Source organism: Natronosporangium hydrolyticum (assembly GCF_016925615.1).
Classification (GTDB): Bacteria; Actinomycetota; Actinomycetes; order Mycobacteriales; family Micromonosporaceae; genus Natronosporangium; species Natronosporangium hydrolyticum.
The window spans coordinates 1,633,532-1,658,739 of record NZ_CP070499.1 but is presented as its reverse complement, the minus strand read 5'-3'; the positions used below and the strand labels follow the sequence as shown (position 1 = coordinate 1,658,739).

Sequence of the window (25,208 nt, the reverse complement as noted above, 5' to 3'; positions counted from 1 at the left end):
CTAAGGCGGATCCCGACTGGTCCAGGAATTCTGCGATCGGGCGAGAGTCCCGTACCTCTACTACACCGCAACCAAGGGCGCTTCCCCGGTCGAGGCCGTCGGCGAGTTCTGCCAGGAACTACGGGACTCCTCCCTGCCCTCAGACCCGGACCTCGTGCCCATCCTCGACAACGGCAGCTGGCCCGACGCCCTGCGCCTGCTCGCCGCCGCGCTACCGGCTGGTCCTGCGATCATTGTCCTCGACGAACTCCCTTGGCTCGCCGAGCAGGACGAACACTTCGACGGCGTGCTGCAGACCACGTGGGACCGGCTGCTCCGGCAACGACCACTGCTGCTGCTCATGCTCGGCAGCGACCTGCACATGATGGCCCGGCTCACCGCCTACGACCGACCATTCTTCGGTCGGGCAGACAATCTGGTGCTCGGCCCGCTCACCGTCGCCGACACCGCCAAATCACTCGCGCTCGATCCGCCAGACGCCATCGACGCGCAACTGGTCAGCGGCGGACTGCCGGGCATCCTAGCGTCCTGGCCGGCCGGCGTACCGGCACTGCCCTTCCTCGCTGCAGAGTGCGAAGACCCGTCGGCACCTGTCTTCAGCGTGCCAGAGTCGTCGATGCTCGCCGAGTTCCCGATGCCTGACCTGTCCCGCCGGGTGCTGGCGGCGATCGGTAGCGGCGAACGCACCCAGGCGAACATCGCCGCTGCCGCGGGCAACCGCTCCGAGCCAGTCTCGTCCGGGTCGCTCTCACCACTACTTCGCCAACTCGCCATGCTGCGCGACGCCCAGAACCTCGCCCGGCGGGGCCGCCCTGGACCGGCGTACCAGTTGATTGAGCGGCGTTGGAGCGCGTGGCGCGGCCGGGCCGTCGAACCCTTGATCCGGGATGCGCTGGAGCTGGCCCTCGCCGATGGTGCGCTGCCGTCGCCAACGGCCGCGATCGTCGGTGGCTGGTGGAACCGCCGATTCGCCCCCGAGGTCGACCTGGTCGGCGCCGACCGGGCCCCGTCGCCGACCACGTCTTCTTTGCTGGTTCGGTGAAGTGGCTCCGCACCGCCTTCGACGACCATGACCTCCGGCGGCTGCGGGCCGATGCCGCTCAGGTGCCGGGCTTCGAGCCCGCCACCGGCGGTCTGCTGGTCGTCTCCCGCGCTGGCTGCGATCTACGGCGCGGTCAGGTCGATGTGGTCTGGGGACCGGCCGACGTCGTCGATGCCCACCTGCCCCCGCGTCGACCATGAGGTTAGGCACCCGCTGGGTACAACCGGTAAGGACAAGCACTGCCGCCAAACAGCAGCGCGGCAACCGACGGATAACGCGCCGGCATGCTGAGTCCTCCGCTCCGCGTTAGCCCGCTCTCGAAGCGGGCAACCTACCACGCCGAAGTATCCACCCTAGCCACTCTCCGGCCGGGCGGCAGGAAGATCAAGTGCCCTGGAGCTGTACGACCCGCTGCGTGTCGTACAGCTCCAGGGCATTGGATCACGGTCGGCCGGTTCGCCGCGCCCACGCCCGCCTTGTGATCATGGGGTTGGGCACCCGAGACGTGGTTCAACAGGGACCTAGGTCCATGATCGGCGCGGGTTCCGGCCGGCGCGGGTTTTGGCTGGCGCGGGTTCAGGCCGAGCCGAAACGTCGATCCCGTTTGGCGTACATCTCGCAGGCCTCCCACAGGTGGCGGCGGTCGAAGTCCGGCCACAGCGTGTCCAGATAGATGTGCTCGGCGTACGCCGACTGCCACATCATGAAGTTGGAGGTCCGTTGCTCGCCGGAGGGGCGCAGGAACACGTCCACATCGGGCACCTTCGGCTGGTAGAGATACTTCGCCACCGTCTTCTCGGTGATCTTCTCCGGCCGCAGCCGCCCCGCCGCCACCTCCCGGGCGATCGCGGCCGCCGCGTCGGCGATCTCGGCCTGCCCGCCATAGTTGACGCAGAACTGCAGCGTCAACACCGAGTTGTGGCGCGACATCTGCTCGGCGGTCTGCAGCTCCGAGATGACGCTCTTCCAGAGCCGACCCGGCCGGCCCGCCCACAGCACCCGGACCCCCAGCTCCACCAGCTGGTCCCGGCGACGGCGGATGACATCCCGGTTGAACGCCATCAGCCACCGGACCTCCTCCGGCGACCGCCGCCAGTTCTCGGTCGAGAACGCATAGGCGGACAGGTACGGCACGCCCAGCTCGATCGCGCCCTCGATGGTGTCGAAGAGCGCCTGCTCGCCCCGCTCGTGGCCCTTGGTCCGGGCCAGCCCCCGCTGCTTGGCCCACCGGCCGTTGCCGTCCATCACCACCGCCACGTGGCGCGGGACCAGGTCGGCCGGCAGCTTCGGCGGCCGGGCACCAGATGGATGTGGTGTCGGCGCCCGGAGCGGCGTCCGCGTCTTCACCGGCTCTCCCCTCGGTCGACCAGCGGCAGTGATCGTAACCCCCGCTCCAGATGCCACTGCAGGTGCGCGGCGACCAGCCCGGCGGCCTGCTTCCGCAGGCCCGGGTCGCTCGCGTCGGCGTACTCCCAGTCGCCGTTGGCCAATGCGATGAGCAGCGCCAACACCGTGGGCGGCGGGTGCGCGGCCCCCGGCGGTCGGCAGTCGGGGCAGACCGAACCGCCGGCCGGCACCGAGAAGGCACCGTGCGGGCCCTGGGTTCCGCAGACCGCACACTCGGCCAGCGCCGGCGCCCAGCCGGCGATCCCCATCGCCCGCAACAGGTACGCGTCGAGGACCAGCGGCGACGGGTGTGCTTCGGTCGCCAACGCCCGCAGGGCCCCCAGGGTCAGCCGGAACAGCTCCAGCGACGGCTCCCCCTCCTCCGGGGTGAGCCGCTCGGCGGTCTCGGCGATCGCGCTCGCGGCGGTGTAGCGGGGGTAGTCGTGCGCGAACGCGCCGCCGAAGAGCGACACCCCCACCGCCTGCGAGACGGTGTGCAGGGAGCGGGTCGACTGCTCGCCGGCCGGGGCGGCGAGCTGGAGCTCGACGTGGCCGAACGGCTCCAGCCTCGCCCCGAACTTGGAGCTGGTGCGCCGGACTCCGCGGGCCACCGCCCGGACCCGGCCGTGCCGGCGGGTCAGCAGCGTGATGATCCGGTCGGATTCGCCGAGCTTCTGGGTGCGCAACACCACCGCGTCGTCCCGGTAGAGCTGCCGCCGATACCCCGTCACCCGGTCATTGTCCACCTCTCCGCGGAACGGTCAATCAACCAGCCGACCGTGCTACACTGAACCCGTTCTACACGGAGGGTGTTATGGCGAGTCTGACTCTCAATGTCGACGAAGGGCTTCTCCGACGGGCCCGGATCCGCGCCCTTCAGCAGGGCACTAGCGTCAATCAACTGGTCCGGCAGTGGCTTGAGCACTACCTCGACGAGGATGCCGACCGCCAGATCGGCGAGTCGCTGGTGGAGACCTTCAACCAGGCCGCAGCCAACAGCGGCCCCGCCCCGTGGCGGTGGAGCCGCGAAGAGCTCTACGAGGAGCGGCTGGGTGAGCATGGCCGGTAGAACGTTCCTCGACACGAGTGTCTTCATCTACGCGGTCGACCAATCCGTCCCCGATAAGCAGAAGCGGGCCCAGGAGATCTTGCTGTCGACGGCGGGGATCACGATCTCCACGCAGGTGCTCAATGAGTTCTACAGCGCGGTGACCCGCAGGCTCAAGCCGGCCATGCCGCCCCCGTTGGCGGCAACCGCGGTGGAGACCATGGCCCGCTACCTCTGCGTGCCCACCGATGCCGAGCTGGTCGTCCGCGCCATCCGCAGCGGGCAGCGCTGGCATTTGTCGCATTGGGACGCGCTTGTGGTGGAGGCTGCCCGGCAAGCCGGCTGCACCCGGTTGTTCTCCGAGGATCTAGCCACCGGGGCGAGTTACGGCGGGGTCACCATCGAGAACCCGTTCGCTAACGGCTAGGGACGGCAGCGGCTAGGGACAGTAGCGGCTAGGGCCGGCCCGGCCCAGGGTGATCGGTGGGCTGGGCGCCGGGATTGTCGCCCGACCGGCCCGGGGCGTCGCCGGACCGTCCCGGCGGTTCGCCAGCCTCGCCGGGTGGGCCGGGCGGGGCCGGCGGCGGATCGGCGGGCAGCCCTGGCGGGGCGGCGGGCGGCCCCGGGTCGTCGTCGGAGTGGCCGGGCGGGTCGCCGGCCCGGCCTGGTCCAATATCCCCGGGCGGCGCCAGCCCCGGGGTCTGCTGTGGATCGGTCGGCGCCACCGGTGCTCCGGTCGGCGGGCTCCCCGGCACCAGCCCAGGCTCGTCGGCGGGCGCCGGCTCGCCGGTGCCGTCCGGGGTCCCCGCCGGTGTGCCCGCCGGCGAGTCCTCGTCGACCCGCTCGGCAAACCGGTACGGCGAGACCGATTCCACCACCGACTCGAACCGGGCCTGCGCCGGCGCCGGCAGCGTGCCGGCGAAGCCGGCGCTGCCCACCCCCACGATGCCCACGGCGAGACCCCCGGCGGCGAGCCGCGCGGCGAGCCGCAGCCCGGTGGCCCGCCCCAGCATCGCCCGTCGCAGCCGGGACGCTGCCCGCCGCATCCGGCCCGGGACCTCGGCGCCCGCGGCCGCATCCGGGAAGGCGCCGGCCGCCATGCTCGCCGCCAACTCGTCGCTGGGCGGGACCGGCTGTTGGGAGACGTCCCGCAGCGCCCGGACCACCGTGGCCAGCGGGTCCAGCTCAGGGTGCACCGGCCGGCCCGCGAAGAGCGCCTCCGCGGTCGGATCGTCGATTCGGGATGGTATGGGCATCTCGCCGGAGTAATCGTCGGTCGCGCTCACAGCGGTACGCCCTCCTTCGCGAGCTTCCGGCGCAGCGCATCGAGGGCCCGGCGCTGCAGCGCCTTTACTGCGCCCGGGCTCTTGCCGGTGATCCGGGCTACCTCCTCGATGGTCAGGTCGCCGATCACCCGTAGCAGGAGCACCGTTCGCTGGTCGGCCGAGAGCCGGCTACACAGGCCCACCACCCATTGTTCGCCCAACGACTCCAGCGCCTCCCGTTCAACATCGCCCGCAGGTGGGTCGGCCTCGACCGAGCCCGCCTGTGGCGGCGTCCGGGCCAGCCGTCGCCGCTCGTCCAGCAGTCGCCGGTGGGCGATGGTGAACACCCACGACCGGAACTGTGCCTCGTGGCCCTGGAAGCTCGCCAATCCGCGGAACACCCCGAAGAAGACCTCACTGGTCAGATCCTCGGGCTCGACGGCCCGCTGCACCCGCAGATAGCCCGCCACCACCGGCGCGAGATCCGCGTAGAGGCGCTCAAAAGCACGCGGCGCCCCACCCTGCGCCGCGGCCAACACCTCCGGAAACGCGTCCCCTAGCGGCAGCGGGTACCTCCTCGACAGGCCGGCGCCGGCGGCTGGAGCGCCGGCTGTCTGAGCGTACGGTGCGCGGCCTCGACCAGGAAGTCAGTGGCCGGGCCACGGGCGGACGGGTTGCCCGCGGCCCGGCCCCCGAGCGCCGGGCCGCGGACTACCCGGTTGTCCCGACTACCCGCGCCAGCGCCCGCCGCCCACTCACGAACCCACACACGCGGGTGAGCGGCGGTCCGGCCAAGCGGCAGCACGGCAGCGTAACCGACGCCGGCAGCCAGTGACCCCTCCTGTCACCGAGGTGACGTGGGAGTAATCGTCACCGGCCCGCCCGGGGGTACGGGCTCGCCCGGTCAGTTCGCAGAATTTTTCACGAGTTCGCCGAGGCGTTCCCGGGTCGACGGGTCGGCCAGCGCCGACCCCACGGCGACCACCTGGGCACCGGCGGCGAGGAACTCCGGGGCGGAGTCCACGCTGACCCCGCCGGTGGCGACGAACCGAATCGCCGGGAACGGGCCGCGGATCGCCCGGAACCAGCCGGGGCCGAGGGCGGCGGCGGGGAAGGCCTTGAGCCACCGGCAACCCGCGGCCTGCGCCCGCTGCACCTCGCTGGGGGTGGCGACACCCGGCAGGTGCGGCAGGCCGGCGGCGAGGCTCGCGGCGAGCACCGAGAGGTCCAGCCCGGGGGCGACGGTGTAACGGGCACCCGCACCGGCGGCCAAGGCCACCTGCTCCTGAGTGATCACGGTGCCGGCACCGACCAGTTTGCCGCGCTCGGCCCCGGCCGCGACCGCCGCTGCCAGCGCCGGGACCTGGTCGGCCGTGCCGATCGGCACCTCCAGCAGCTCCACGCCAGCGTCCCAGGCCAGCTGCGCCAGCGCCACCGTCTCCGCCGGTGGCAACCCCCGCAGGATGGTCATCACCCGGTGGTCACCGAACAGCTCCGTAAGGTTGGTCATCGCCCCTCCTGCATCGCCGCGGCAAGCTCCGCCGCGGTCGGTAGCTCCCCGATGTCGCCAGCGGTGCGTAGCGCGCAGCCGGCCAGCAGGTGTCCCAGCCGCAACCGCGCGGCGGGCGCCGCGTCGTTGAGCACACCCCATAGGTAGCCCGCCGCGAACGCGTCCCCGGCGCCCACCGGCTCGACCACCGTCACCGGCGGTGCCGGCACCGTGAACCGGTCATCACCGTGGTAGGCGGTCGCGCCGACCGGACCATCCTTGACGACCAGTGTCGTCGGCTCGGGCAGCCGCGCCCGGACCTCATCGACGGTGGCGGTGCCCCAGAGCACCTGCGCCTCATCCCGGCCGACGAAGACGAGATCGGCGGCGGCGGCGAGCTTGGCCAGGGCCGGCCCGGCCTGCGCCACCGGCCACAACGCCGGCCGATAGTTGATGTCGAAGCTCATCAGCGCCCCCGGCGCCGGCCGCTCCGCTAGGGCGTGGTGCAGCAGATCGGCGCAGCTGCCGGAGAGCGCCGCGGTGATCCCCGAGAGGTGCACGACCCGCGCCGCCGGGGCGTCGGCGAGGAGCCGGCGGTCCATCGCCGCCGCGGCCGAGCCGCGCCGGTAGTAATACACCGTGGTGGCGCCGTCGGCGGCGGGATCCTTGAAGTAGATCCCGGTCGGCGCCTGCTGGTCAACGACCACCTCGCTGGTGTCGACGCCGGCCGCGGCCAGCCGCGCCCGGATCAGTTCACCGAACGGGTCGGCGCCGAGCCGGCTGCGCCAACCGACCTTGGCCCCCAGTTGCGCCAGCCAGCTGGCGACGTTCGACTCCGCGCCCGCGACCTCCAGCCGCAACGGCGGACCGTGCCGCAACGGCGCGGGCGGGTCCGGGGTGACCAGACCCATCGACTCACCCACACAGAGCACGTCCCAGCTCATCGCCGCCCCGTCCGCCTCCGACATCGGGCTCAGAACCCCAGCTTGCGCAGCTGCCGCGGGTCGCGCTGCCAGTCTTTGGCGACCCGCACGTGCAGGTCGAGATAGACCCGGCCACCGAGCAGCTGCTCGATCTCGGCCCGGGCGCGGGTGCCGACCTCCTTCAGTCGGGCACCGCGACGACCGATCACGATCGCCTTCTGGCTGGGTCGTTCGACATACAGGTCGGCGAAGATCCGGGTCAGGTCACCTTCGGTGGTCATCTCCTCCACCACGACCGCGATCGAGTGGGGAAGTTCGTCGCGGACCCCCTCCAGCGCCGACTCCCGCACCAGCTCCGCGACGAGCACCTGGGTGGGCTCCTCGGTGAACATTTCGTCGGGGTAGAGCTGGGGGGACTCGGGGAGGTACGTGGTGACCACGTCGACCAGCGTGCCCACCTGTTCGCCGGAGACCGCGCTGACCGGCACCACCTCGGCGAAGTCGGCGAGGTCGGCGACCGCGCTGAGCTGTTTGGCGAGGCGGGACCGGTCGATCAGGTCGATCTTGGTCACCACCGCGATCACGGTGGCGCGCAGCTGCTCGATCTCGCCGGTGATGAACCGGTCCCCGGGGCCGATCTGCTCGTCGGCCGGCAGGCACAGCCCGATCACATCCACCTCGCTCCAGGTGGCGCGGACCAGGTCGTTGAGGCGCTCGCCCAGCAGGGTGCGGGGGCGGTGGAGCCCGGGGGTGTCGACCAGCACCAGCTGCGCCTGCGGCTGGTGCAGCACGCCCCGAATGACGTGCCGGGTGGTCTGTGGCTTGTTCGAGGTGATCGCGATCTTCTGCCCGACGATCGCGTTGGTGAGCGTGGACTTGCCGGCGTTGGGGCGGCCGACGAAGCAGGCGAAACCCGCCCGGTAGGCCGGCTCCGGAGCGTCCGGGGCGGCCGGCTGCGCCGGGTCAGTCACGGACCGTCGCCAGCACCTGGCCGGCCGGGCTGGCGACGTGGATCGGCGCCCCCATGCCCAGGTCCCGCACCGCCGCCCGACCGAGGTCGTCCAGCGTGGAGGCTTCGGTGACCACCGCCGCGGCCTCCAGTCGGGTGCCGCCCGCCGCCACCGCCGAGGCCACCGCCAGCTGCAGCGCCGCGATGGTCAACGAGGGCAGCCGCACCGTCACCCCGGTGTAGGTGCGGCCGTCCTGGTCCCGCACCGCCGCCCCCTCGACCGCGCCGACCCGCGCCCGCGCCGCCCGCGCCAATGTGACCAGCTTGCCGTCCTCCGCGTCCACCGCCGGCTGCTCCAGGTCCGCCTCAGGCATCCGCCGCCTGCCTCTCATCGGGTCGTGTCGGGCCAGGCCCGTCTTCAGGCTGCTCAGCACGGCGTACCAGCACCGTGCCGATCCGGTTCCGGCGGCCGGCGGTCCCCTCGGCCACCAGCCGCAGCCCCCCTACGGTAGCCGTCGCCCCCGGGATCGGCACCCGGCCCAACTGCTCAGCGAGCAGCCCGGCGACGGTGTCGACGCCTTCGGCCGGCAACACCGCGTCGAACCGCTCAGCCAGCTCGTCGATGGGCAGCCGCGCAGAGACCCGGACCGCCCCGTCGGGCAGCTCCTGGACCGGCGGCAGCTCTACGTCGTACTCGTCGGTGATCTCGCCGACGATCTCCTCCAGGATGTCCTCGATCGTGACCAGGCCGGCGGTGCCGCCGTACTCGTCGACCACGATCGCCAGATGCACCCGGGCCGCCTGCATCTCCGAGAGGAGATCATCCACCGGCTTCGACTCGGGCACGAAGACCGCCGGGCGCATCACCTGATCGACCCGCTCCGGGTCGGCTGCCTGCTCCGGCTCCCGCATCACCCAGCGGGTCAGATCCTTCAGATACGCCACCCCGAGGACATCGTCCACGCTGCTACCGATCACCGGAATCCGCGAGAAACCGGAACGTAGCGCCAACGCCAAGGCCTGCCGGAGGCTCTTGTGCGCCTCCACCCACACCATCTCGGTACGCGGCACCATCACCTCGCGGGCGACCGTATCGCCCAGCTGCACCACCGAGTGGAGCATCCGCCGCTCGCCCTGCTCGACCGCACCGCTCTCGCCGGCCAGGTCGACCAGCTCCCGCAGCTCCACCGACAAGTCTGACTCGACACCGTTCTGGCTGCTCACCACGAACGGACCTTCCCGGAAGCCACGGCCGGGAGTGACCACGTTGCCGATCCAGATCAGCAGCGACGCGAGCGGACCGAGCGCCCGGCCCAGCCAGCGCACCGACGGCGCCGAGGCGCGCCCGATCGGGTAGGCGTGCTGCCGGCCGAGCGTGCGGGGACCCACCCCGACCACTACGAAGCTGACCACGGTCATGGTGCCGGCCGTGACCAACCCCGCGGTCCAGCCCAGGCCGAACGTATCCACCGTCACCAGCGCCACCAACGTGGTGGCGCTCAGCTCGCACGCCAACCGCAGCAACAGCAGCAGGTTGAGGTAGCGGGGACGGTCGGCGGCGACCGCCGTCAACGCCTGCGCACCCCAGACTCCGTCCCGAGCCAGCGCTCGCGCCCGCGCCGCGGAGACCGCGCCCAGCGCCGCGTCGCTCATCGCGACCAGCCCGGCCAGCACCACTAGCCCGGTCGCCCAGCCCAGCAGGGCCAGATCAGGTAAGCCCGCCCCGTCAGCACCCATCGTGCAGCCCGTCCGTCAGCTGGTCCGCGATCGTCGCCAGCTGTCGAGCAGCTGGGATTGCAGTCCGAACATCTCCCGCTCTTCCTCTGGCTCGGCGTGGTCATAGCCGAGCAGGTGCAGCGCGCCGTGCACGGTCAACAGGGCGACCTCGTCGGCGGTGCTGTGCCCGGCGGCGGTCGCCTGTCGCCCGGCCACCTCTGGGCAGAGGACGATGTCGCCGAGCAGAGTCGGTTCGCCGCCGTTCTCCACCGGCCCGGGGTCACCGCCGGCTTCGTCTAGCGGGAAGGCGAGCACGTCGGTCGGCCCGTCGCCGCCCATCCACCGGTGGTTCAGGTCGGCCATGTACTCCGCGTCGACCAGCAGGATAGAGAGCTCCGCGAGCGGGCTCACCCCGGTCTCGGTCAACGCGTGCCGGGCAACGTCAAGAATGGCATCGGTGTCGAGCTCCATGCCGGACTCGTTCGCGATCTCGATGGACACCGGTCGTCTCGTACCTCTGGTCTCTGGCTCGTCGATCTGGCTCATGGATGCGGTGGTCAGCGCCGGCGTTGCCGGCCGCCCTGCGAACCCTGGCCGGGCACCGCACGCAGCTCCTGGTTGGCGTCCCACTTGGCGTACGCGTCAACGATGTCGCTCACCAGCTGGTGCCGGACGACATCGCCGCTGCCGAGCTGATTGAAGTGCACATCGCCTAGGCCGTCGAGGATCTCCCGCACCACCCGGAGCCCGCTCTGAGCACCGCCGGGCAGGTCCACCTGGGTCACGTCGCCGGTCACCACGATCCGCGAGCCGAAGCCCAACCGGGTCAGGAACATCTTCATCTGCTCGGGGGTGGTGTTCTGGGCCTCGTCCAGGATGATGAAGGCGTCGTTGAGGGTGCGACCCCGCATGTACGCCAACGGGGCTACCTCGATCGTGCCGCTCTGGATCAACCGCGGGATCGAATCCGGATCGATCATGTCGTGCAGCGCGTCGTAGAGCGGTCGCAGGTAGGGGTCGATCTTCTCGTAGAGCGTGCCGGGTAGGTACCCCAGCCGCTCCCCCGCCTCCACCGCCGGCCGGGTCAGGATGATCCGGGTGACCTGCTTAGCCTGCAGCGCCTGCACCGCCTTGGCCATCGCCAGGTAGGTCTTGCCGGTGCCGGCGGGCCCGATCGCGAAGACCACCGTGTGCTGGTCGATCGCGTCCACGTAGCGCTTCTGGCCGAGCGTCTTGGGGCGGATGTTGCGGCCGCGCCGCGAGAGGATGTTGAGCGTCAGCACCTCGGCCGGCCGCTCGCTGGTCCCGGCGTCCAGCATCCCTAGGGTCCGCCGGACGCTGTCGGCGGTCAAGGTCTCGCCGCGCTCGATCAGCTCCAGCAGCTCCGCGAAGAGCCGCTCGGCCCGCGCGTTGTCGGCCGGCGCGCCGGTGATGGTGATCTCGTTGCCGCGAACCATGATGTCGCTGGCGAGCGAACGCTCGACGAGCTTGAGGATCTCGTCCGCCGCCCCGAGCAGGCTCACCATGGCCTGCGGGTCCTCGATGGTGATCTTGGCCTGCGCGCGTGACGGAGACGGCGTCGTCGCAATCGTGGGTGCGTTATCTAGGTCGGTCATAGTCCGGCCGTACGGCCCCTGCCACCTGCTCTCCAGTCCAATTGATCCACGGGTGGTGGATCACTGCCTCCATGGTATCGGCTCCGGGCCGATCCGGTCAGCTCTAATCGCACCCGGGTGACCGGAGCGGGCCGAACGCTCGTCTAGCATGCGGGAGTGAGCATGAGTGACTGCCTCTTCTGCAAGATCGTGGCGGGCGAGATCCCGGCGACGGTGGTCCACGAAACCCCGCGGACCATCGCGTTTCGCGACATTTCACCCCAGGCCCCGGTCCACGTGCTGGTGATCCCCCGCGATCACCACGCCGACCTGGCCACGCTCACCGACGCCGACCCGGCGCTGGCCGGCGAGGTCTTCGCCACCGCTGCCGCCGTCGCCCGACAGGAAGGGCTCACCGACGACGGCTACCGGGTGATCGTCAACTCCGGGCCGCACGGCGGGCAAGAGGTCTTTCATCTGCACGCCCACGTGCTGGGTGGCCGCGCGTTGGGCCCGATGCTCAGCCGCTGACCAACGGGTTCACCCAGGTCAGCTTCGGGAACCTCGCAAAGTCACTGTCGGCGGAGTAGAGCTTGAGGCCGTGCTCGATGGCCAACGCGGCCAGGTGGGCGTCGCTGACCAGGTTGCCGCGTAGGTCATGCTCCACCACCAGGGCACCTAACACCTCGGCGTGGTGGTTGGTCGGCAAGGGGGTCCAGGCCACCTCGCAGGCGAGCCAGCTACTGACGTGCTCCCACGCCTGAGCCGGGGTGAGCGGCCGTTGGGCAGCGCGGGGGTGGGTGGCGATGCGCACGAACGCGGTCAGACACTGCCACGGGAGCCCCACTCGCTCCCGACCATTCAGCGCTCCGGTCAACCACTCCCGCGCCCGGTCATGGAACGGGCTGCGGGTGTCAACCGCATACAACAGCAGGTTCGCGTCAACCAGCATCAGCGGTGGTCCGGGCCGTCGAGCAGGTCGAGCGCCTCCGCGACGTTGGCGACGTCCACCTGGATCCCCAGATCCGAGGTCGACTGGACGAACGGTGGGCGCTCTTCCCGGTGACGGAGCCCAGCCCGGATCAGGTCGTTGACGATCTGGCTGACACCTCGCGCGCCGCTGCGCCGCAGTTGGTCGACCGCGGCCGCAGTGTCATCGTCGAAGGTGATCGTAGTCCGCATGCGGCAATCATAGCATATTGATGCGCGCCACCGCACATCTTGATGCGATAGATCATTTGAGGGTGGCGCCGGTCAGGCCGGTCTGCACCTGCCGCTGGAAGATCACGTAGACCACCAGGATCGGCAGCATCGCGATCGTCATCCCGGCGAACAACGCCGACCAGTCCGACCGGTACCCCTGCTGGATCGCCAGCGCCACCAACCCCTGCGCCAGCACACTGCGGTCGGCGTCGAAACCGCTCTGCTTCTGCATCAACACCTGCGGCAACACGAACTGGTTCCACTGCCCGACCAGGTTGAAGATGCCGACGCTGATCAGCCCCGGCTTCGCCATCGGCAGCATCACCTGGAAGAAGATTCGGGTGTGTCCGGCGCCGTCCACCGCCGCCGACTCGGCGACCGCGGTCGGCAGGGTCCGGAAGAACGAATGCAGGAAGAAGACCGTAAACGGCAGCGAGTAGCCGACGTAGACCAGGATCAACCCGTGGTACGTGTTGAGGCCGACGCTGTTGCGGACCACGAAGAAGAGCGGAATCAACGCCAGAAAGATCGGCACCGTCAGCCCGGCGACGAAGAGGTAGTAGATGAACCGGTTTCCGGGGAACGGATATCGCGCCAGCACATAGGCGGCCATCGAGCCCAGCAACATCGTGAAGAAGACTCCGCCGCACACCACGATCAGCGTGCTGAGGAAATAGTCGCCGATATTGCTCGTCGACCACGCCCGGACGAAATTGTCCCACTGCAGGCTCGTCGGCAGGCCCCACGGATCGGTAAGGATCTCCCGATCGGTGCGGACCGACTGCAGCACCGCCCACAGCAGCGGCAGCACCACCAGCACCGCCCAGACGATCAGGAAGGCGTGCGAGAAGACGTTCAGCACCCCGCCGCCAGAGGCGCCCCGGCCGGCAGGGCGGGCGCCCGCCGTCGGCCGGTCAGCAGGCGGGCGGGGAGGTGCGATAGCGGCCATCAGGCGTACTCGATTCGTTCCCGGCGGAGCACCCGCAGCTGGATGATCGCGAGGATCAGGGTGAACGTGGCGAGGGAGACCCCCATCGCGCAGGCGTAGCCGAACTGACCCGGCCGGAAGGTCCCGAACCCGGTCTCCACCACCTGGGTGGCCATCACCCGACTCGCCTCGTGCGCCGCCCCCTGCCGGGGGGTGAGCGCGTAGACCAGCGCGAACATGTCCAACGCCATGATCCCGAGGTAGACCCAGGCGACCGACACCGTATCCCGCAGCAGCGGCAGGGTGATCCGGAAGAACTGCTGGCCGCGGGCGGCGCCGTCCAACATGGCGGCCTCGAACAGATCCTTGGGGATCGACGCCATGGCCGCCGAGAAGAGCACCATGAAGAACCCGGTGGCCGTCCATACCGCCACCGCCAGCAGCAACCACCGCACCAGTCGGGGATCGCTGAGAAACAGCAACGGCCGGCCGGGGTCGACCACCCCGAGCGCCATCAGGAACGAGTTGGCGAGCCCACCGGAGTCGGTCCGGAGGACGTTGCGCCAGACCACGGCAACGATCGCGATCGACAGCACGAACGGGAAGAAGAAGACCACCCGGTAGAACGAGGAACCGACCACACCTCGTACCCCGGGCCGGTTCCCGCGGCCACCGACATTGAGCATGAACGCGAAGAACAGCGCCAGTGCGATCGTGGCGATCGGCAGCGTCAGAAAGAAGAACAGGCTGTTGGCGAAGGCGCCGCGAAACGCCTCGTCGGCGACGAGTTGCCGGTAGTTCGCCACACCGATGAACTCGAACTCCGGGCTACGGGCACCCCAATCGGTGAACGAATACCCGACCGTCTGCAGGTACGGCCAGAGCACGAACCCGCCGTACACCAGCAGCGGCAGCGCCAGGAAGCTGAAGATGAAGGGGTATCTGCCCCGTCGCATGGCTCTCCTCGGGTAGGTCGGGGCTGCGACCCACGCAGCCGGCGACCCGGCTCTCAGGCGTCGCGGGTGAACTTCTCGATCGAGTCGTCCTCGGCGACCTGATCCGCGGCCTGCTGGATCCGGTCGATCAGCCGCTCGGCGTCGCTGCGACCGGCCATCAGGTCGGCGATCTCCGGTAGCAGCGCGTCGTCCATCAGGTGGGCGCCGTACCAACCCAGGGCCTTCCAGTCCATGACCTCGGGGGCGGCCGAGGCCGCCTCGGTGGCCGAGGTCAGAGCGGTGGAGTCCACCCCGCCGGTCGCCCCCGCCACCACCGTCATCGAGCTGGTGAGCTCGGTGAACGCGCTCGCGGCAGCGCGGGAGAGCATCACTCGCAACAGCTCCAGGCCGCCGGCGGTATTCGCGCCGTCGGCCGGGACCACGAACGGCTCCCCGGCGCCGACCCGCATGGTGCCGTACGGGGTTGCAGGGCTGTTCGACGGCGCCCACGGCGGCGCGAAGGTCATCTCGAACTCCGGCGGCGTGGTGTCGCGCATCTCGTTCTCCAGCCACGACCCGTTCCAGATCAGGCCGGCGCCGTGGTCCAACCAGACCTGCTGCGACTGGGTGTGGTCCAGCCCTTCAGCTCCCGGGTAGACCAGTCTCCGGTCGACCAGCTCCTGCAGCCGCTGTGCCGCCAGCACCACCGCGTCGGCCCGCCAGGCGTCGGGCTCCAGATTGTCGATCGCCGCGATAACCGGCAGCCCGCCCTCCCGGTAGATCCACTCCATGAAGACGTTGTGGATGTACCACGGGTGTTCGCCGGTGTGGATAAAGGGTGCGATGCCGGCGTCGCTCATCTCCGCCGCCAGCTCCAGGAACTCGTCCCAGGTGGTCGGCGGGGCCCAGCCGTGGGTCCGGAACAGTGCGGCGTCGTACCAGATGCCGTAGGTGGAGTACGAGTAGTTGAGCGCGAACATCCGGTCGCCGAACATCCCGGCCTCGGCGGTGCCCGGCTGCAACGTGTCCCGTACCGGCACCTGTGGATCGTCCAGGCTCGGCGCGTCCAGCAGCGGCGTGAGATCCAGCACCGCGCCGTCGTTGACCAGGCCGGCCAGGTCCAGCTCGTCGCCGCCGGAGTTGTTCACCATGTCCGGTGGCGTGCCACCGGCGAATCGCGGCTGCACCACGGTGCCGATCGTCTCGGTCTTCAGCGCCCCCAGTTCGGCCTCTGGATAGTGGGCCGCGAAGGCGTCGCTGATCGCGTCCGGGTACTCCTCGCCGAAGCCACCGGTGAAGAAGACCGCGTCGATCTGGGAGGCGGGGTCGAACCCGAACGGATTGTCGTCGCTCCCCTCGGCCGCTTCCGAGCTGGCCTCACCGCTGCTCGCGCAGGCGGCCAGCAGGCCGGCCGCTGGCCCGGCGAGCAGCCCGGCCGCGGCGGCGCGGCCGAGGAGGCCGCGACGGGTCAGCTGGCGGCCGGGCGACCGAGCGGGGTCGAAGGGGGTCGGTCTGGTGGACATGGGGTCCTCCTTGGCGTCAGTCGCGGCTGGCCCACTGATCACTCGGTTCCGGTTAGTTGTTAGTAAGCCTTACTTACTGTTTAGGAAATAGTTCTTACTAAAAGACCGGAAGTCAAGACCCGCGCCGGGACTTTTCCGTACTCGACGCGGCGGCAAATGCTCAACTAACCCCGCAAATCACCGCAGAGCGGCGCGACCTACCAGCGGTGCAGGCGGGCCTGCAGCACCGAGAGCGCCGCCACCCCAGCGGTCGAGGTCCGCAGCACCGAGCCACCTAACCGGACCTGGTGCGCCCCGGCCTCGGCGAAGACGGACAGCTCCGCTGGCGCCACCCCGCCCTCCGGGCCGACCACCACGACCACCTCGCCGGTGGCGGGCAGCGGCACCCCACTCAGCCGGTCGGTCGCCTCCTCATGCAGGACCAGCGCGACCGCGGCGGTCGCCAGGCGGGCGGCGACCGCGGCGGTGTTCGCCGGGTCGGACAGCACCGGCAGCCAGGCCCGCCGGGACTGCTTGGCCGCCTCCCTGGCGGTACTCCCCCAGCGCCGCCACGCCTTCTCGCCCCGGTCACCCTGCCAACGCGTCACCGACCGGGCGGCCGCCCAGGGAACGATCTCGTCGACCCCCACCTCGGTCATCGCCTGCACCGCCAGCTCGGATCGGTCCCCCTTGCCGATCCCCTGCACCACCACAAGACGGGGGTCGGCCGGTGGCTCCTGCCACCGCCCATCGACCCGCAGCTCCAGCGCACCGCGCTCGGCCGTGATCACCGTGGCGGTAGCCACCCCGCCGCGGCCGTCGGCGAGCGAGAGCTGCTCACCCGGCCGCAGCCGCTGGACGTCGGCGGCGTGACGACCCTCCGGGCCGGCCAGCCTCGAGGTCTCGCCGGACGGCAGCTCGTCGACCAGAAACCGCGGCGCGCTCACCCCGCTCGCGCCCCGACCTAGTGGCCGTTGAACGCGTCACGCATCCGCGCGAAGAACCCGCCCTGCTTGCTGAGCTGGGCGACCTCTTCACCACGGGCCCGCGCGAACTCCCGCAGCAGTCGCTCCTGCTCCGGGTCGAGCTTGCTCGGTGTCCGGACATCGAGATGGACGAAGAGGTCCCCGCGACCGGTGCCCCGCAGGTGGGGCACACCCCGGCCACGCAACCGCTGGGTGGCCCCCGGCTGGGTGCCCGCCCGAACCTCCAGCTCCTCTTCGCCGTCGAGCGTCTTGATGGTGAGCCGGGTGCCCAGCGCCGCCGCGGTCATCGGCACCGTGACTCGACAGTGCAGATCGTCGCCCTTGCGGGAGAAGATGTCGTGCGGCTTCTCGTGGATCTCGACGTAGAGATCCCCGGGTGGCCCACCGCCCGGGCCGACCTCGCCCTGCTGCGCGAGGCGGATCCGCATGCCGTCCTCAACCCCGGCCGGGATCTTCACCGTCAACGACCGGCGGGACCGCACCCGGCCGTCACCGGCGCAGCTCGCGCACGGGCTCGGGATCACCGTCCCGGTGCCCTGGCAGGCCACGCAGGGTCGGGACGAGACGACCTGGCCGAGGAAGGTGCGCTGCACCGACTGGACCTGACCGTGCCCACCGCACGACTCACACGTGGCCGGCTGCGTCCCAGCGGCGGTGCCCGCACCGGAACAGGTGGTGCACAACACGGCCGTGTCCACGGTCACCGGCGCCTCGACCCCGAAGGCGGTCTCCGCCAGCTCCAGCTCGACCCGCAACACCGCGTCGGCGCCGGGCCGGGTACGCGGTCGGGGGCCGCGTCCGCCGGCGCCACCAGCGGACGCCCCGAAGAACGCGTCCATGATGTCCTGGAAACCGACGAACGGCCCGCCTGGCCCGTCCGCGCCGCCGGCCCCGGCACCGCCCAGGCCACCGCCCGGCGCGTACGGGTCACCGCCGAGATCGACTATCTGCCGCTTCTGGTCATCGGAGAGCACCTCGTAGGCGGTGTTGATCTCCTTGAACCGTTCGTGCGCAGACGGCTCCGGGTTGACGTCAGGATGAAACTTCCGGGCGAGCCGGCGGTAGGCGCGCTTGATCTCATCCGTTGACGCGTCCCGCGAGACGCCGAGAATCTCGTAGTAGTCCTTGGCCACTGCGTCGTGTGTCCTCATGATCGGTGCGTCTGGTCGTCGGTCTGCATAGTCGTTGCGGGCTGGTCAGGTGCTGCTGCGTGGTCAATTGTGCCGCGAGGTCAATTCTGCGCCAGCAGTTCGCCGACGTAGCGTGCCACGGCCCGGACCGTGGCGATGGTGCCGGGGTAGTCCATGCGGGTGGGGCCGACGATGCCCAGCCCCCCGACAATGGTGTCACCCGGGCCGTACCCGGTGCTCACCACCGAGGTGGTCCGCAGATCGACGAACTCGTTCTCGTCGCCGATCCGGACCCGCGGCAGCGCCAACTCGCCATCAGCCTCGATCTCGCCGATCAGCTTCAGCAGCACCACCTCCTCTTCCAGCGCCTCCAGCACTGGCCGGAGCGAACCCTGGAAGTCGAACAGCCCGGTCCGGGTCAGGTTGGCGGTGCCGGCCAGGGCGATCCGCTCGTCATGCCGCTCCACCAACGTCTCCAGCAACACCGAGCCGAGGGTGGCCATCGCTGGCCGCAGCCCGGGCGCCGCCTCTTCGACCAGCGCGGCCACCAGCGCGGGAGCCTCGGTCAGCTGCTCGCCGCCGAGCTTGGCGTTGATCAGCTGCCGCAGCTCGGTGACGTCGTCACCCGGGGTCGGGCCCGGCAACTCAACCAACCGCTGCTCCACCCGACCAGTGTCGGTAATCACCACCAGCAGCAGCCGGGTGGTAGAGATCGGGACCAGCTCCAGGTGCCGCACTGCCGAACGGGTCAGCGACGGGTACTGGACCACCGCGACCTGGCGAGTGAGCTGCGCCAACAGCCGCACCGTCCGGTGCACCACGTCGTCGAGATCGACCGCGCCGGCCATGAACCGCTCGATCGCCCGACGCTCGGCCGCGGAGAGCGGCTTGACCCGGGCGAGCCGGTCCACGAAGAGGCGATAGCCCCGGTCGGTGGGGACCCGGCCGGCGCTGGTGTGCGGCTGCCGGATGTAGCCCTCCTCTTCCAGGACCGCCATGTCGTTGCGGACCGTCGCTGGCGACACATTGAGCTGGTGCCGTTCCACCAACGCCCGGCTGCCGACCGGCTCCTGGGTAGCCACGAAATCCTCGACGATGGCGCGCAGCACATCCTGCTTTCGCTCATCGAGCTCCATGCACCACCTCCGACCGGTCGACCCGGCGGTGCCGTCACGGGGTATCCGGTACTGGCACTCTACCGTAGCGAGTGCCAGTTTACGCGGGGCAGGACCAGCTGGCGAGCTGAGAAATCATGGCTGTCCGGTTGATCCCCCATAGCCCCGCCAGCAGCACAAACCATCTAGGGTAAGCCGCATGACATCACCACCTCAACCACCACCAGCACCACCGCCCCCACCACCGGGCGGAGCCGCACCCCCGCCGGGGTACGCGAACGGCGAGGAAAAGACCTGGGCACTCGTCGCCCACTTCGGCGGCGGTGCCGGGATGCTCATCCTCGGCGGCATGTTCGGCTGGGTCGCGCCGCTAATCGCCCTGGTGGCGAAGGGCAAGGAGTCGCCGACCGTCCGCGCGCACGCGGTGCAGGCGCTGAACTTCCAGCTCACCTGGTCGATCGTCGGCTTGCTCGGTTGGCTCACGTTGTGCCTGGTGATCGGCGCCCTGTTGCTGCCCGCCGCGATCGTGGTCAGCGTGGTCTTCTCGATCATCGCCGGGATCAAGGCGAACGACGGCCACCTGTACAACTACCAGCTCGCCATCAAGATGGTGAAGTAACCCTGCCGCCCCGGGCGGCTGCTCGGCTGGCCGGAGGTCAGCCGAGCAGCCGCCGGGTAACCCCGTCCGCCAGCAGTCGCCCGGGCAGGGTCAGCACCGCCCGACCAGCCCGGTGAGGGGCCGGCTCCAACAGACCCTCCGCCACCGCCGCAGTCGCCTCGGCCCGGCCAGCGGCGGGGAGTTCCGCCAACGGCACCCCGTCGGCGAGCCGCAACCCCAGCATCACCCGCTCGGTCTGCCGCTCGGCGAGGCTCAGGACCTCCCGCCCGTGCCCCGGGGACTCCCCCGCGGCCAACCGGCCCGAGTAGCGGGCCGGATGCTTGACGTTCCACCAGCGCACCCCGCCGACGTGGCTGTGGGCGCCCGGCCCCAACCCCCACCAGTCACCGCCCGACCAGTACAGCTGGTTGTGGCGACACCGCCCCGCCGGTGTCCGGGCCCAGTTCGACACCTCATACCACCCGAACCCCGCCCCAGTCAGCGCCGCCTCGGCGGCCAGGTACCGGTCGGCCGCGACGTCATCGTCCGGCGCCGGCAGCTCCCCCCGGCGCACCCGCGTCGCCAGCGCAGTCCCCGCCTCGACGATCAGCGAGTACGCGCTAAGATGATCGACCCCAGCCGCGACCGCCGCCGCCAGCGAGTCGGCGAAGTCCTCCGGCCGCTCCCCCGGTGTCCCGTAGATCAGGTCCAGGTTGACGTGGCCGAACCCCGCCTCGTGCGCCTCAGCCACCGCGGCGGTGGCCCGACCCGGCCGGTGCCGGCGGTCTAGAACCGCCAAGACATGCGCGGCGGTGGACTGCATCCCCAATGAGATCCGGTTGAACCCGGCCCGCCGCAGCCGGCGCAGCGACGCCGGGTCGACCGACTCCGGGTTCGCCTCGGTCGTCACCTCCGCGTCGGTCGCCAACCCCCACGTGTCGTCGATCGCCGCCACGATCCGCGCCAGCTCGTCCGGCGGCAGCAGCGTGGGGGTACCCCCGCCGACGAAGACCGTGTCGACCCGCGGCGGCGGCGACTCCGCCAGCACCTTAGCTGCCAGCCCCAGCTCCGACAGCACCGCCGAGACGTACTCCGACCGGCCACCAGCGGCGCCGAGTTCACCCGGGGTGTACGTGTTGAAGTCGCAGTAGCCGCAGCGGCTGGCACAGAACGGCACGTGCAGGTAGACACCGAAGCCGAGGTGGCCCACCCCGGCACGGGCGTGGTCCGGCAGGGCGCCATCGGCAGGGACGGGCTCGCCGTCGGGTAGTGGTCCGGGCACAGCATCTAGTCTGCCTGGCTGACTACGCTGCTGGCATGACCGAGAACCCCCCGCTGGTGCAGACCGCCACCGATCGTGGCGTGGCCACCCTCACCCTGGACAGCCCCGCCAACCGCAACGCGCTCTCCACCCCGCTGATGACCCAGCTACGGGCCGGGCTCGCCGACGCGGTCGCCGACCCATCGGTACGCGTGATCCGGCTCGACCACACCGGGCCGGTCTTCTGCTCCGGCGCCGACCTGGCCGAGACCGAACGCGCCCGCGCCGCCGGGCAACTGCCGGTGGCGATGTTGGCCGACCTGCTCGCCGAACTGTGGGAGTGCCCCAAGCCGCTGGTCGCCCAGGTGGGCGGACCGGCCCGGGCCGGTGGGATCGGCGTACTCGCCGCGGCCGACATCGCGATCAGTAGCGACGCTGCCACCTTCGCCTTCTCCGAGGTCCGGCTCGGTGTCATCCCCGCCGTGATCTCGGCCACCGTGCTGCCGCGGCTGACCCCGGGGGCGGCGGCCCGGCTCTACCTCACCGGCGAGGTGGTCGACGCCCGTTACGCCGCCCAAGTCGGGCTGGTCACTGAGGCGGTGCCCACCACCGAACTGGCCTCGACCGTCGCCAACGTCTGCGACGCCCTGGTCCGGGGCGCCCCGGCGGCGGTGGCCGGCACCAAACAGCTGTTGCGCGAGCGGGCCGGTATCGACATCCGCGCCGACCTGGCGCACCTCTCGGCGGCCTCGGTCAGCTACTTTCAGTCCGCCGATGCCCGGGAGGGAGTCGCCGCGTTCCGGGAGAAGCGCGACCCGCAGTGGGTGGTGGCCGCCCGCCAGTAAGCTATGGAGCTATGCGGCGCGTGGTGGTCGTGGTGCTGGTGCTGGTGCTGGTGGCGGTAGCCGGGTTGTGGCTCTTCCACCAGCGGGACCGGATCCAGCTACCGGATCTGCAGACCGGTTGCCGGGTGTCGACCGACGAGGAGGTCCGGCTCGACCACGACCAGATGGCCAACGCCGCCACCATCACCGCGGTAGGGGTAACGCTCGACATGCCCGACCGGGCGGTGGTGGTGGCGCTCGCCACCGCCCTGCAGGAGTCCAAACTGCGCAACCTGCCACACCTCGGGTCGCGCAATGACCATGACTCGATCGGCCTGTTCCAACAGCGACCAAGCCAGGGCTGGGGCAGCGAGGCCGAGATCAGCGACCCCCGGTACGCCGCCGAGCGTTTCTACCTCGCGCTGCGGGAGGTGGACGGCTGGCAGGACATGCGGGTCACCGACGCCGCCCAACGGGTGCAGCGCTCTGCCTTCCCGGAGGCGTACCAGCAATGGGCCGAGGACTCCGAGGTGCTCGCCGCCGCCCTACTCGGCCACGTCACCGGGGCGGTGAGCTGTGCGGTCCCGAATGATCCGCGACAACGGGGCGAGGCCGCCGCGTCCGCGCTCGGCGACGCGCTCGCCGAAGACTGGGGTAACCAGACCACGACGGCTTGGGCAGAGACCACCCGACTGTCCATCAGCGCCGACGACCCGGCCACCGGCTGGCGCTACGCGCACTGGCTGGTCGCCCACGCCGCCGGCCATGGCGTCACCGAGGTCCACTTCGCCGATCAGCGGTGGTCCGCCGATGTCCGCGGCTGGTCGACCACCGAGACGGCGATCGACCACGTGCGGGCCGAGGTCGCGCCGGAGAGCTGACCGGCCGGTCGGCCGGCCGGCCCGCCGACCACGACGGTGGTGGCCCGGCGCACCGCAGCGCTCGGACCCGGGCTCAGCGGCCGGTGGACTTCGCCGTCGGGGCGCTGCTGTCGGTGGAGAGCGCGGCGATGAACGCCTCCTGCGGCACCTCCACCCGGCCCACCATCTTCATCCGCTTCTTGCCCTCTTTCTGCCGTTCCAGCAGCTTGCGCTTGCGGGTCACGTCACCGCCGTAACACTTGGCGAGCACGTCTTTGCGGATCGCCCGAATCGTCTCCCGCGCGATCACCCGGTTCCCGATCGCCGCCTGGATCGGCACCTCGAACTGCTGCCGCGGAATCAGCGAACGCAGCTTCTCGGCGATCGACAGACCGTACCGGTACGCCTTATCTTTGTGGACGATCGCGCTAAAGGCGTCCACCGTCTCACCCTGCAACAGGATGTCCACCTTCACCAGGTCGGACGGTAGCTCGTCGGTAGCCTCGTAATCCAGGCTCGCATACCCCTTGGTCCGACTCTTGAGCTGATCGAAGAAGTCGTAGATGATCTCGGCGAGCGGCAGCGAGTAGCGCAGCTCCACCCGCTCCGGCGACAGATAGTCCATGCCCTGCAGCTGACCCCGCCGGCCCTGGCACAGCTCCATCACCGCACCGACGTAATCGTTCGGGGTCAACACCGTCGCCTTGACCATCGGCTCATAGACGGTGGCGATCTTCCCGGCCGGGAACTCACTCGGATTCGTTACCGCCAGCTCGGTGCCGTCTTCCATCGTGACCCGGTAGACGACGTTCGGGGCGGTCGAGATCAGGTCGAGATTGAACTCCCGTTCCAGCCGTTCCCGGACGATCTCCAGGTGGAGCAGGCCCAGGAAGCCACAGCGGAATCCAAACCCGAGCGCGGTGCTGGTCTCCGGTTCGAAGGCGAGCGCGGCGTCGTTCAGCTTCAGCCGGTCCAATGCGTCACGCAGCACCGGATAGTCGGATCCGTCGAGCGGATAGAGGCCGGAGTAGACCATCGGTTGGGGATCCTGATAACCGCCGAGCGGCTCGCTGGCGGGCCTGGAGCTGATGGTGACGGTGTCGCCGACCCGGGACTGCCGGACATCCTTCACCCCGGTCATCAGATAACCGACCTCGCCCACCCCGAGGCCGCCCGAGGGGGTCGGCTCCGGGGAGATCACGCCCATCTCCAACAGCTCATGGGTGGCCGCGGTGGACATCATCCGAATCCGCTCCCGCGGCTCGATCCGGCCGTCCACCATCCGAACGAAAGTGACAACTCCCCGGTAGACGTCGTAGACCGAATCGAAGATCATTGCGCGGGCGGGTGCGTCCGGGTCACCGACCGGCGCCGGGACCTGCTCGACGATCCGATCGAGCAACTCCGTTACACCATCGCCGGTCTTACCCGAGACCCGCAGGCAGTCGGCCGGGTCGCCGCCGATCAGATGGGCCAGCTCCTCGGCGTACTTCTCGGGTTGGGCCGCGGGCAGGTCGATCTTGTTGAGCACCGGAATAATGGCGAGGTCGTGCTCCATCGCCATATACAGGTTGGCCAGCGTCTGCGCCTCCACCCCCTGCGCAGCGTCGACCAGCAGCAACGCTCCTTCACAGGCCTCCAACGAACGCGAGACCTCGTAGCTGAAATCGACGTGGCCGGGGGTGTCGATCATGTTCAGGACGAACTCGTCCCGCCACGGCATCCGGACCGCCTGACTCTTGATCGTGATGCCGCGTTCCCGCTCGATATCCATGCGGTCCAGGTACTGATCCCGCATCCGTCGCTGGTCGACCACCCCGGTCAGCTGCAGCATCCGATCCGCCAGCGTCGACTTGCCATGGTCGATGTGCGCGATGATGCAGAAGTTGCGAATCCGGGATGGGTCGGTGGCACCGGGGGTGCGGTTGACAGGTTCGGGCGTCGGTGGCACGGTCATCCGTTCGGTCGGGGCGACGGGTCGTCGGCGACGGGTTGTGGGTAGGAGTCTCCATGGTCCCATGCCGGCGGTGCGCCGGTCGCCACTGCGGCACCCGCTTCCGTGCGGGCACGCTGACCACCGGAGCGACGGTTTCCTCAGAAACTGGTATTGTCGGGGATTGCGTGCCCGCGAGCGCGCGATACCACCCACCCTAGCGAGTAGGACGAGGCTGTCAGTGGCGAACATCAAGTCGCAGATCAAGCGGAACCGGCAGAACGAGCAGCGCCGACTGCGGAACAAGTCCGTCAAGTCGTCGCTCAAGACCGCGGTCCGCAAGTTCCACGCGGCCCTGGAGACCGGTGACCTGGAGGCCGCCGCCTCGCTGCAGCGGGACGCGGCCCGCAAGCTGGACAAGGCCGCCAGCAAGGGCGTCATCCACCGTAACCAGGCGGCGAACCGGAAGTCCTCGATCGCCCACCGGTTGGACGGGGCCAGCGACAGCTGAACCTGGTCG

Annotated in this window: 30 protein-coding genes; 9 read left to right on the top strand and 21 right to left on the bottom strand. The window is 70.3% G+C overall.

Annotated elements, in window-relative coordinates; all coding sequences use genetic code 11:
* Positions 1–154: 154 nt before the first annotated feature.
* On the top strand, positions 155–1,042 hold the full coding sequence (locus tag JQS43_RS07435; RefSeq protein WP_239678322.1) for an AAA family ATPase: 888 nt from the start codon (positions 155–157) through the stop codon (positions 1,040–1,042).
* The gene (locus tag JQS43_RS07430) at positions 1,039–1,242 is read left to right on the top strand and encodes a hypothetical protein (protein ID WP_239678321.1); all 204 of its coding nucleotides are present in this window, start codon (positions 1,039–1,041) and stop codon (positions 1,240–1,242) included. Before JQS43_RS07435 ends, JQS43_RS07430 begins: the two co-directional genes overlap by 4 nt.
* A 376-nt stretch (positions 1,243–1,618) precedes the next feature.
* On the opposite strand, the gene JQS43_RS07425 is transcribed toward JQS43_RS07430, so the two are convergent.
* Together JQS43_RS07425 and recO are read right to left on the bottom strand one after the other, a co-directional pair.
* Positions 1,619–2,389 (bottom strand): isoprenyl transferase, encoded by a 771-nt coding sequence (locus tag JQS43_RS07425; RefSeq protein ID WP_239678320.1) that lies wholly within the window; start codon positions 2,387–2,389, stop codon positions 1,619–1,621.
* Positions 2,386–3,159, bottom strand: a complete 774-nt coding sequence (gene recO / locus JQS43_RS07420; RefSeq protein WP_239678319.1) for a DNA repair protein RecO — start codon at positions 3,157–3,159, stop codon at positions 2,386–2,388. The genes JQS43_RS07425 and recO overlap by 4 nt, the downstream gene beginning before the upstream one ends.
* A gap of 83 nt (positions 3,160–3,242) precedes the next feature.
* Here recO and JQS43_RS07415 point away from each other — a divergent pair, with 83 nt between their 5' ends.
* Positions 3,243–3,497, top strand: a complete 255-nt coding sequence (locus tag JQS43_RS07415) for a hypothetical protein (protein ID WP_239678318.1) — start codon at positions 3,243–3,245, stop codon at positions 3,495–3,497.
* On the top strand, positions 3,487–3,903 hold the full coding sequence (locus JQS43_RS07410) for a PIN domain-containing protein (RefSeq protein WP_239678317.1): 417 nt from the start codon (positions 3,487–3,489) through the stop codon (positions 3,901–3,903). Before JQS43_RS07415 ends, JQS43_RS07410 begins: the two co-directional genes overlap by 11 nt.
* A 28-nt stretch (positions 3,904–3,931) precedes the next feature.
* Here JQS43_RS07410 and JQS43_RS07405 read toward each other — a convergent pair whose 3' ends face one another.
* The 9 genes from JQS43_RS07405 to JQS43_RS07365 all read right to left on the bottom strand — a co-directional run bounded on the left by JQS43_RS07405 (position 3,932) and on the right by JQS43_RS07365 (position 11,434).
* Positions 3,932–4,762 (bottom strand): hypothetical protein, encoded by an 831-nt coding sequence (locus JQS43_RS07405; protein WP_239678316.1) that lies wholly within the window; start codon positions 4,760–4,762, stop codon positions 3,932–3,934.
* Positions 4,759–5,277: an RNA polymerase sigma factor gene (locus JQS43_RS07400; protein ID WP_239678315.1), complete on the bottom strand. Its 519-nt coding sequence runs from the start codon at positions 5,275–5,277 to the stop codon at positions 4,759–4,761. The genes JQS43_RS07405 and JQS43_RS07400 overlap by 4 nt, the downstream gene beginning before the upstream one ends.
* A 368-nt stretch (positions 5,278–5,645) precedes the next feature.
* Positions 5,646–6,251 carry a bifunctional 4-hydroxy-2-oxoglutarate aldolase/2-dehydro-3-deoxy-phosphogluconate aldolase gene (locus tag JQS43_RS07395; protein WP_239678314.1) on the bottom strand — a complete coding sequence of 202 codons (606 nt, stop codon included), beginning with the start codon at positions 6,249–6,251 and terminating at the stop codon, positions 5,646–5,648.
* Positions 6,248–7,198: a sugar kinase gene (locus tag JQS43_RS07390; RefSeq protein ID WP_239678313.1), complete on the bottom strand. Its 951-nt coding sequence runs from the start codon at positions 7,196–7,198 to the stop codon at positions 6,248–6,250. Before JQS43_RS07390 ends, JQS43_RS07395 begins: the two co-directional genes overlap by 4 nt.
* 5 nt (positions 7,199–7,203) lie before the next feature.
* On the bottom strand, positions 7,204–8,124 hold the full coding sequence (gene era / locus JQS43_RS07385) for a GTPase Era (protein WP_239678312.1): 921 nt from the start codon (positions 8,122–8,124) through the stop codon (positions 7,204–7,206).
* Positions 8,117–8,476 (bottom strand): cytidine deaminase, encoded by a 360-nt coding sequence (locus tag JQS43_RS07380; RefSeq protein WP_239678311.1) that lies wholly within the window; start codon positions 8,474–8,476, stop codon positions 8,117–8,119. The genes era and JQS43_RS07380 overlap by 8 nt, the downstream gene beginning before the upstream one ends.
* Positions 8,469–9,839, bottom strand: a complete 1,371-nt coding sequence (locus JQS43_RS07375) for a hemolysin family protein (RefSeq protein WP_239678310.1) — start codon at positions 9,837–9,839, stop codon at positions 8,469–8,471. Before JQS43_RS07375 ends, JQS43_RS07380 begins: the two co-directional genes overlap by 8 nt.
* Positions 9,840–9,854: 15 nt before the next feature.
* Positions 9,855–10,319, bottom strand: coding sequence for an rRNA maturation RNase YbeY (gene ybeY, locus JQS43_RS07370; protein ID WP_239678309.1), 465 nt, complete (start codon positions 10,317–10,319; stop codon positions 9,855–9,857).
* Between the two features lie 56 nt (positions 10,320–10,375).
* Complete coding sequence (locus JQS43_RS07365) at positions 10,376–11,434, bottom strand: PhoH family protein (protein ID WP_239678308.1); 1,059 nt, start codon at positions 11,432–11,434, stop codon at positions 10,376–10,378.
* 156 nt (positions 11,435–11,590) lie between these two features.
* On the opposite strand from JQS43_RS07365, the gene JQS43_RS07360 reads away from it, so the two are divergent.
* Entirely contained in the window at positions 11,591–11,944 is a 354-nt protein-coding gene (locus JQS43_RS07360; RefSeq protein ID WP_239678307.1) for a histidine triad nucleotide-binding protein, read from the top strand.
* Here the strand turns inward: JQS43_RS07360 and JQS43_RS07355 are convergent.
* From JQS43_RS07355 to hrcA, 8 genes are all read right to left on the bottom strand, one after another.
* Positions 11,934–12,365 (bottom strand): TA system VapC family ribonuclease toxin, encoded by a 432-nt coding sequence (locus JQS43_RS07355; RefSeq protein WP_239678306.1) that lies wholly within the window; start codon positions 12,363–12,365, stop codon positions 11,934–11,936. The genes JQS43_RS07360 and JQS43_RS07355 overlap by 11 nt on opposite strands.
* Positions 12,365–12,595, bottom strand: coding sequence for a ribbon-helix-helix protein, CopG family (locus JQS43_RS07350; RefSeq protein WP_239678305.1), 231 nt, complete (start codon positions 12,593–12,595; stop codon positions 12,365–12,367). Before JQS43_RS07350 ends, JQS43_RS07355 begins: the two co-directional genes overlap by 1 nt.
* A gap of 52 nt (positions 12,596–12,647) precedes the next feature.
* Positions 12,648–13,565, bottom strand: coding sequence for a carbohydrate ABC transporter permease (locus JQS43_RS07345; RefSeq protein WP_239678304.1), 918 nt, complete (start codon positions 13,563–13,565; stop codon positions 12,648–12,650).
* Entirely contained in the window at positions 13,565–14,500 is a 936-nt protein-coding gene (locus JQS43_RS07340; RefSeq protein WP_239678303.1) for a carbohydrate ABC transporter permease, read from the bottom strand. The genes JQS43_RS07345 and JQS43_RS07340 overlap by 1 nt, the downstream gene beginning before the upstream one ends.
* A gap of 53 nt (positions 14,501–14,553) precedes the next feature.
* Complete coding sequence (gene ngcE / locus JQS43_RS07335; protein WP_239678302.1) at positions 14,554–16,002, bottom strand: N-acetylglucosamine/diacetylchitobiose ABC transporter substrate-binding protein; 1,449 nt, start codon at positions 16,000–16,002, stop codon at positions 14,554–14,556.
* A 197-nt stretch (positions 16,003–16,199) separates the two neighbouring features.
* The gene (locus tag JQS43_RS07330) at positions 16,200–16,928 is read right to left on the bottom strand and encodes a 16S rRNA (uracil(1498)-N(3))-methyltransferase (protein WP_239678301.1); all 729 of its coding nucleotides are present in this window, start codon (positions 16,926–16,928) and stop codon (positions 16,200–16,202) included.
* A gap of 17 nt (positions 16,929–16,945) precedes the next feature.
* Complete coding sequence (gene dnaJ / locus JQS43_RS07325; protein ID WP_239679347.1) at positions 16,946–18,100, bottom strand: molecular chaperone DnaJ; 1,155 nt, start codon at positions 18,098–18,100, stop codon at positions 16,946–16,948.
* A gap of 98 nt (positions 18,101–18,198) precedes the next feature.
* Positions 18,199–19,233 carry a heat-inducible transcriptional repressor HrcA gene (gene hrcA, locus JQS43_RS07320; protein WP_239678300.1) on the bottom strand — a complete coding sequence of 345 codons (1,035 nt, stop codon included), beginning with the start codon at positions 19,231–19,233 and terminating at the stop codon, positions 18,199–18,201.
* Positions 19,234–19,411: 178 nt separating this feature from the next.
* Here hrcA and JQS43_RS07315 point away from each other — a divergent pair, with 178 nt between their 5' ends.
* On the top strand, positions 19,412–19,831 hold the full coding sequence (locus tag JQS43_RS07315) for a DUF4870 domain-containing protein (RefSeq protein ID WP_239678299.1): 420 nt from the start codon (positions 19,412–19,414) through the stop codon (positions 19,829–19,831).
* Positions 19,832–19,868: 37 nt separating this feature from the next.
* Here the strand turns inward: JQS43_RS07315 and hemW are convergent, their stop codons facing one another.
* Positions 19,869–21,092, bottom strand: coding sequence for a radical SAM family heme chaperone HemW (hemW, locus tag JQS43_RS07310; protein ID WP_239678298.1), 1,224 nt, complete (start codon positions 21,090–21,092; stop codon positions 19,869–19,871).
* A 35-nt stretch (positions 21,093–21,127) separates the two neighbouring features.
* Here hemW and JQS43_RS07305 point away from each other — a divergent pair, with 35 nt between their 5' ends.
* Complete coding sequence (locus tag JQS43_RS07305; RefSeq protein ID WP_239678297.1) at positions 21,128–21,916, top strand: enoyl-CoA hydratase-related protein; 789 nt, start codon at positions 21,128–21,130, stop codon at positions 21,914–21,916.
* Between the two features lie 11 nt (positions 21,917–21,927).
* Positions 21,928–22,776, top strand: coding sequence for a hypothetical protein (locus JQS43_RS07300; RefSeq protein WP_239678296.1), 849 nt, complete (start codon positions 21,928–21,930; stop codon positions 22,774–22,776).
* A gap of 73 nt (positions 22,777–22,849) precedes the next feature.
* Here the strand turns inward: JQS43_RS07300 and lepA are convergent, their stop codons facing one another.
* The gene (gene lepA, locus JQS43_RS07295; protein ID WP_239678295.1) at positions 22,850–24,712 is read right to left on the bottom strand and encodes a translation elongation factor 4; all 1,863 of its coding nucleotides are present in this window, start codon (positions 24,710–24,712) and stop codon (positions 22,850–22,852) included.
* A 217-nt stretch (positions 24,713–24,929) separates the two neighbouring features.
* Between lepA and rpsT the strand changes: the two genes are divergently transcribed.
* Complete coding sequence (gene rpsT, locus JQS43_RS07290) at positions 24,930–25,199, top strand: 30S ribosomal protein S20 (RefSeq protein ID WP_239678294.1); 270 nt, start codon at positions 24,930–24,932, stop codon at positions 25,197–25,199.
* Positions 25,200–25,208: the final 9 nt, after the last annotated feature.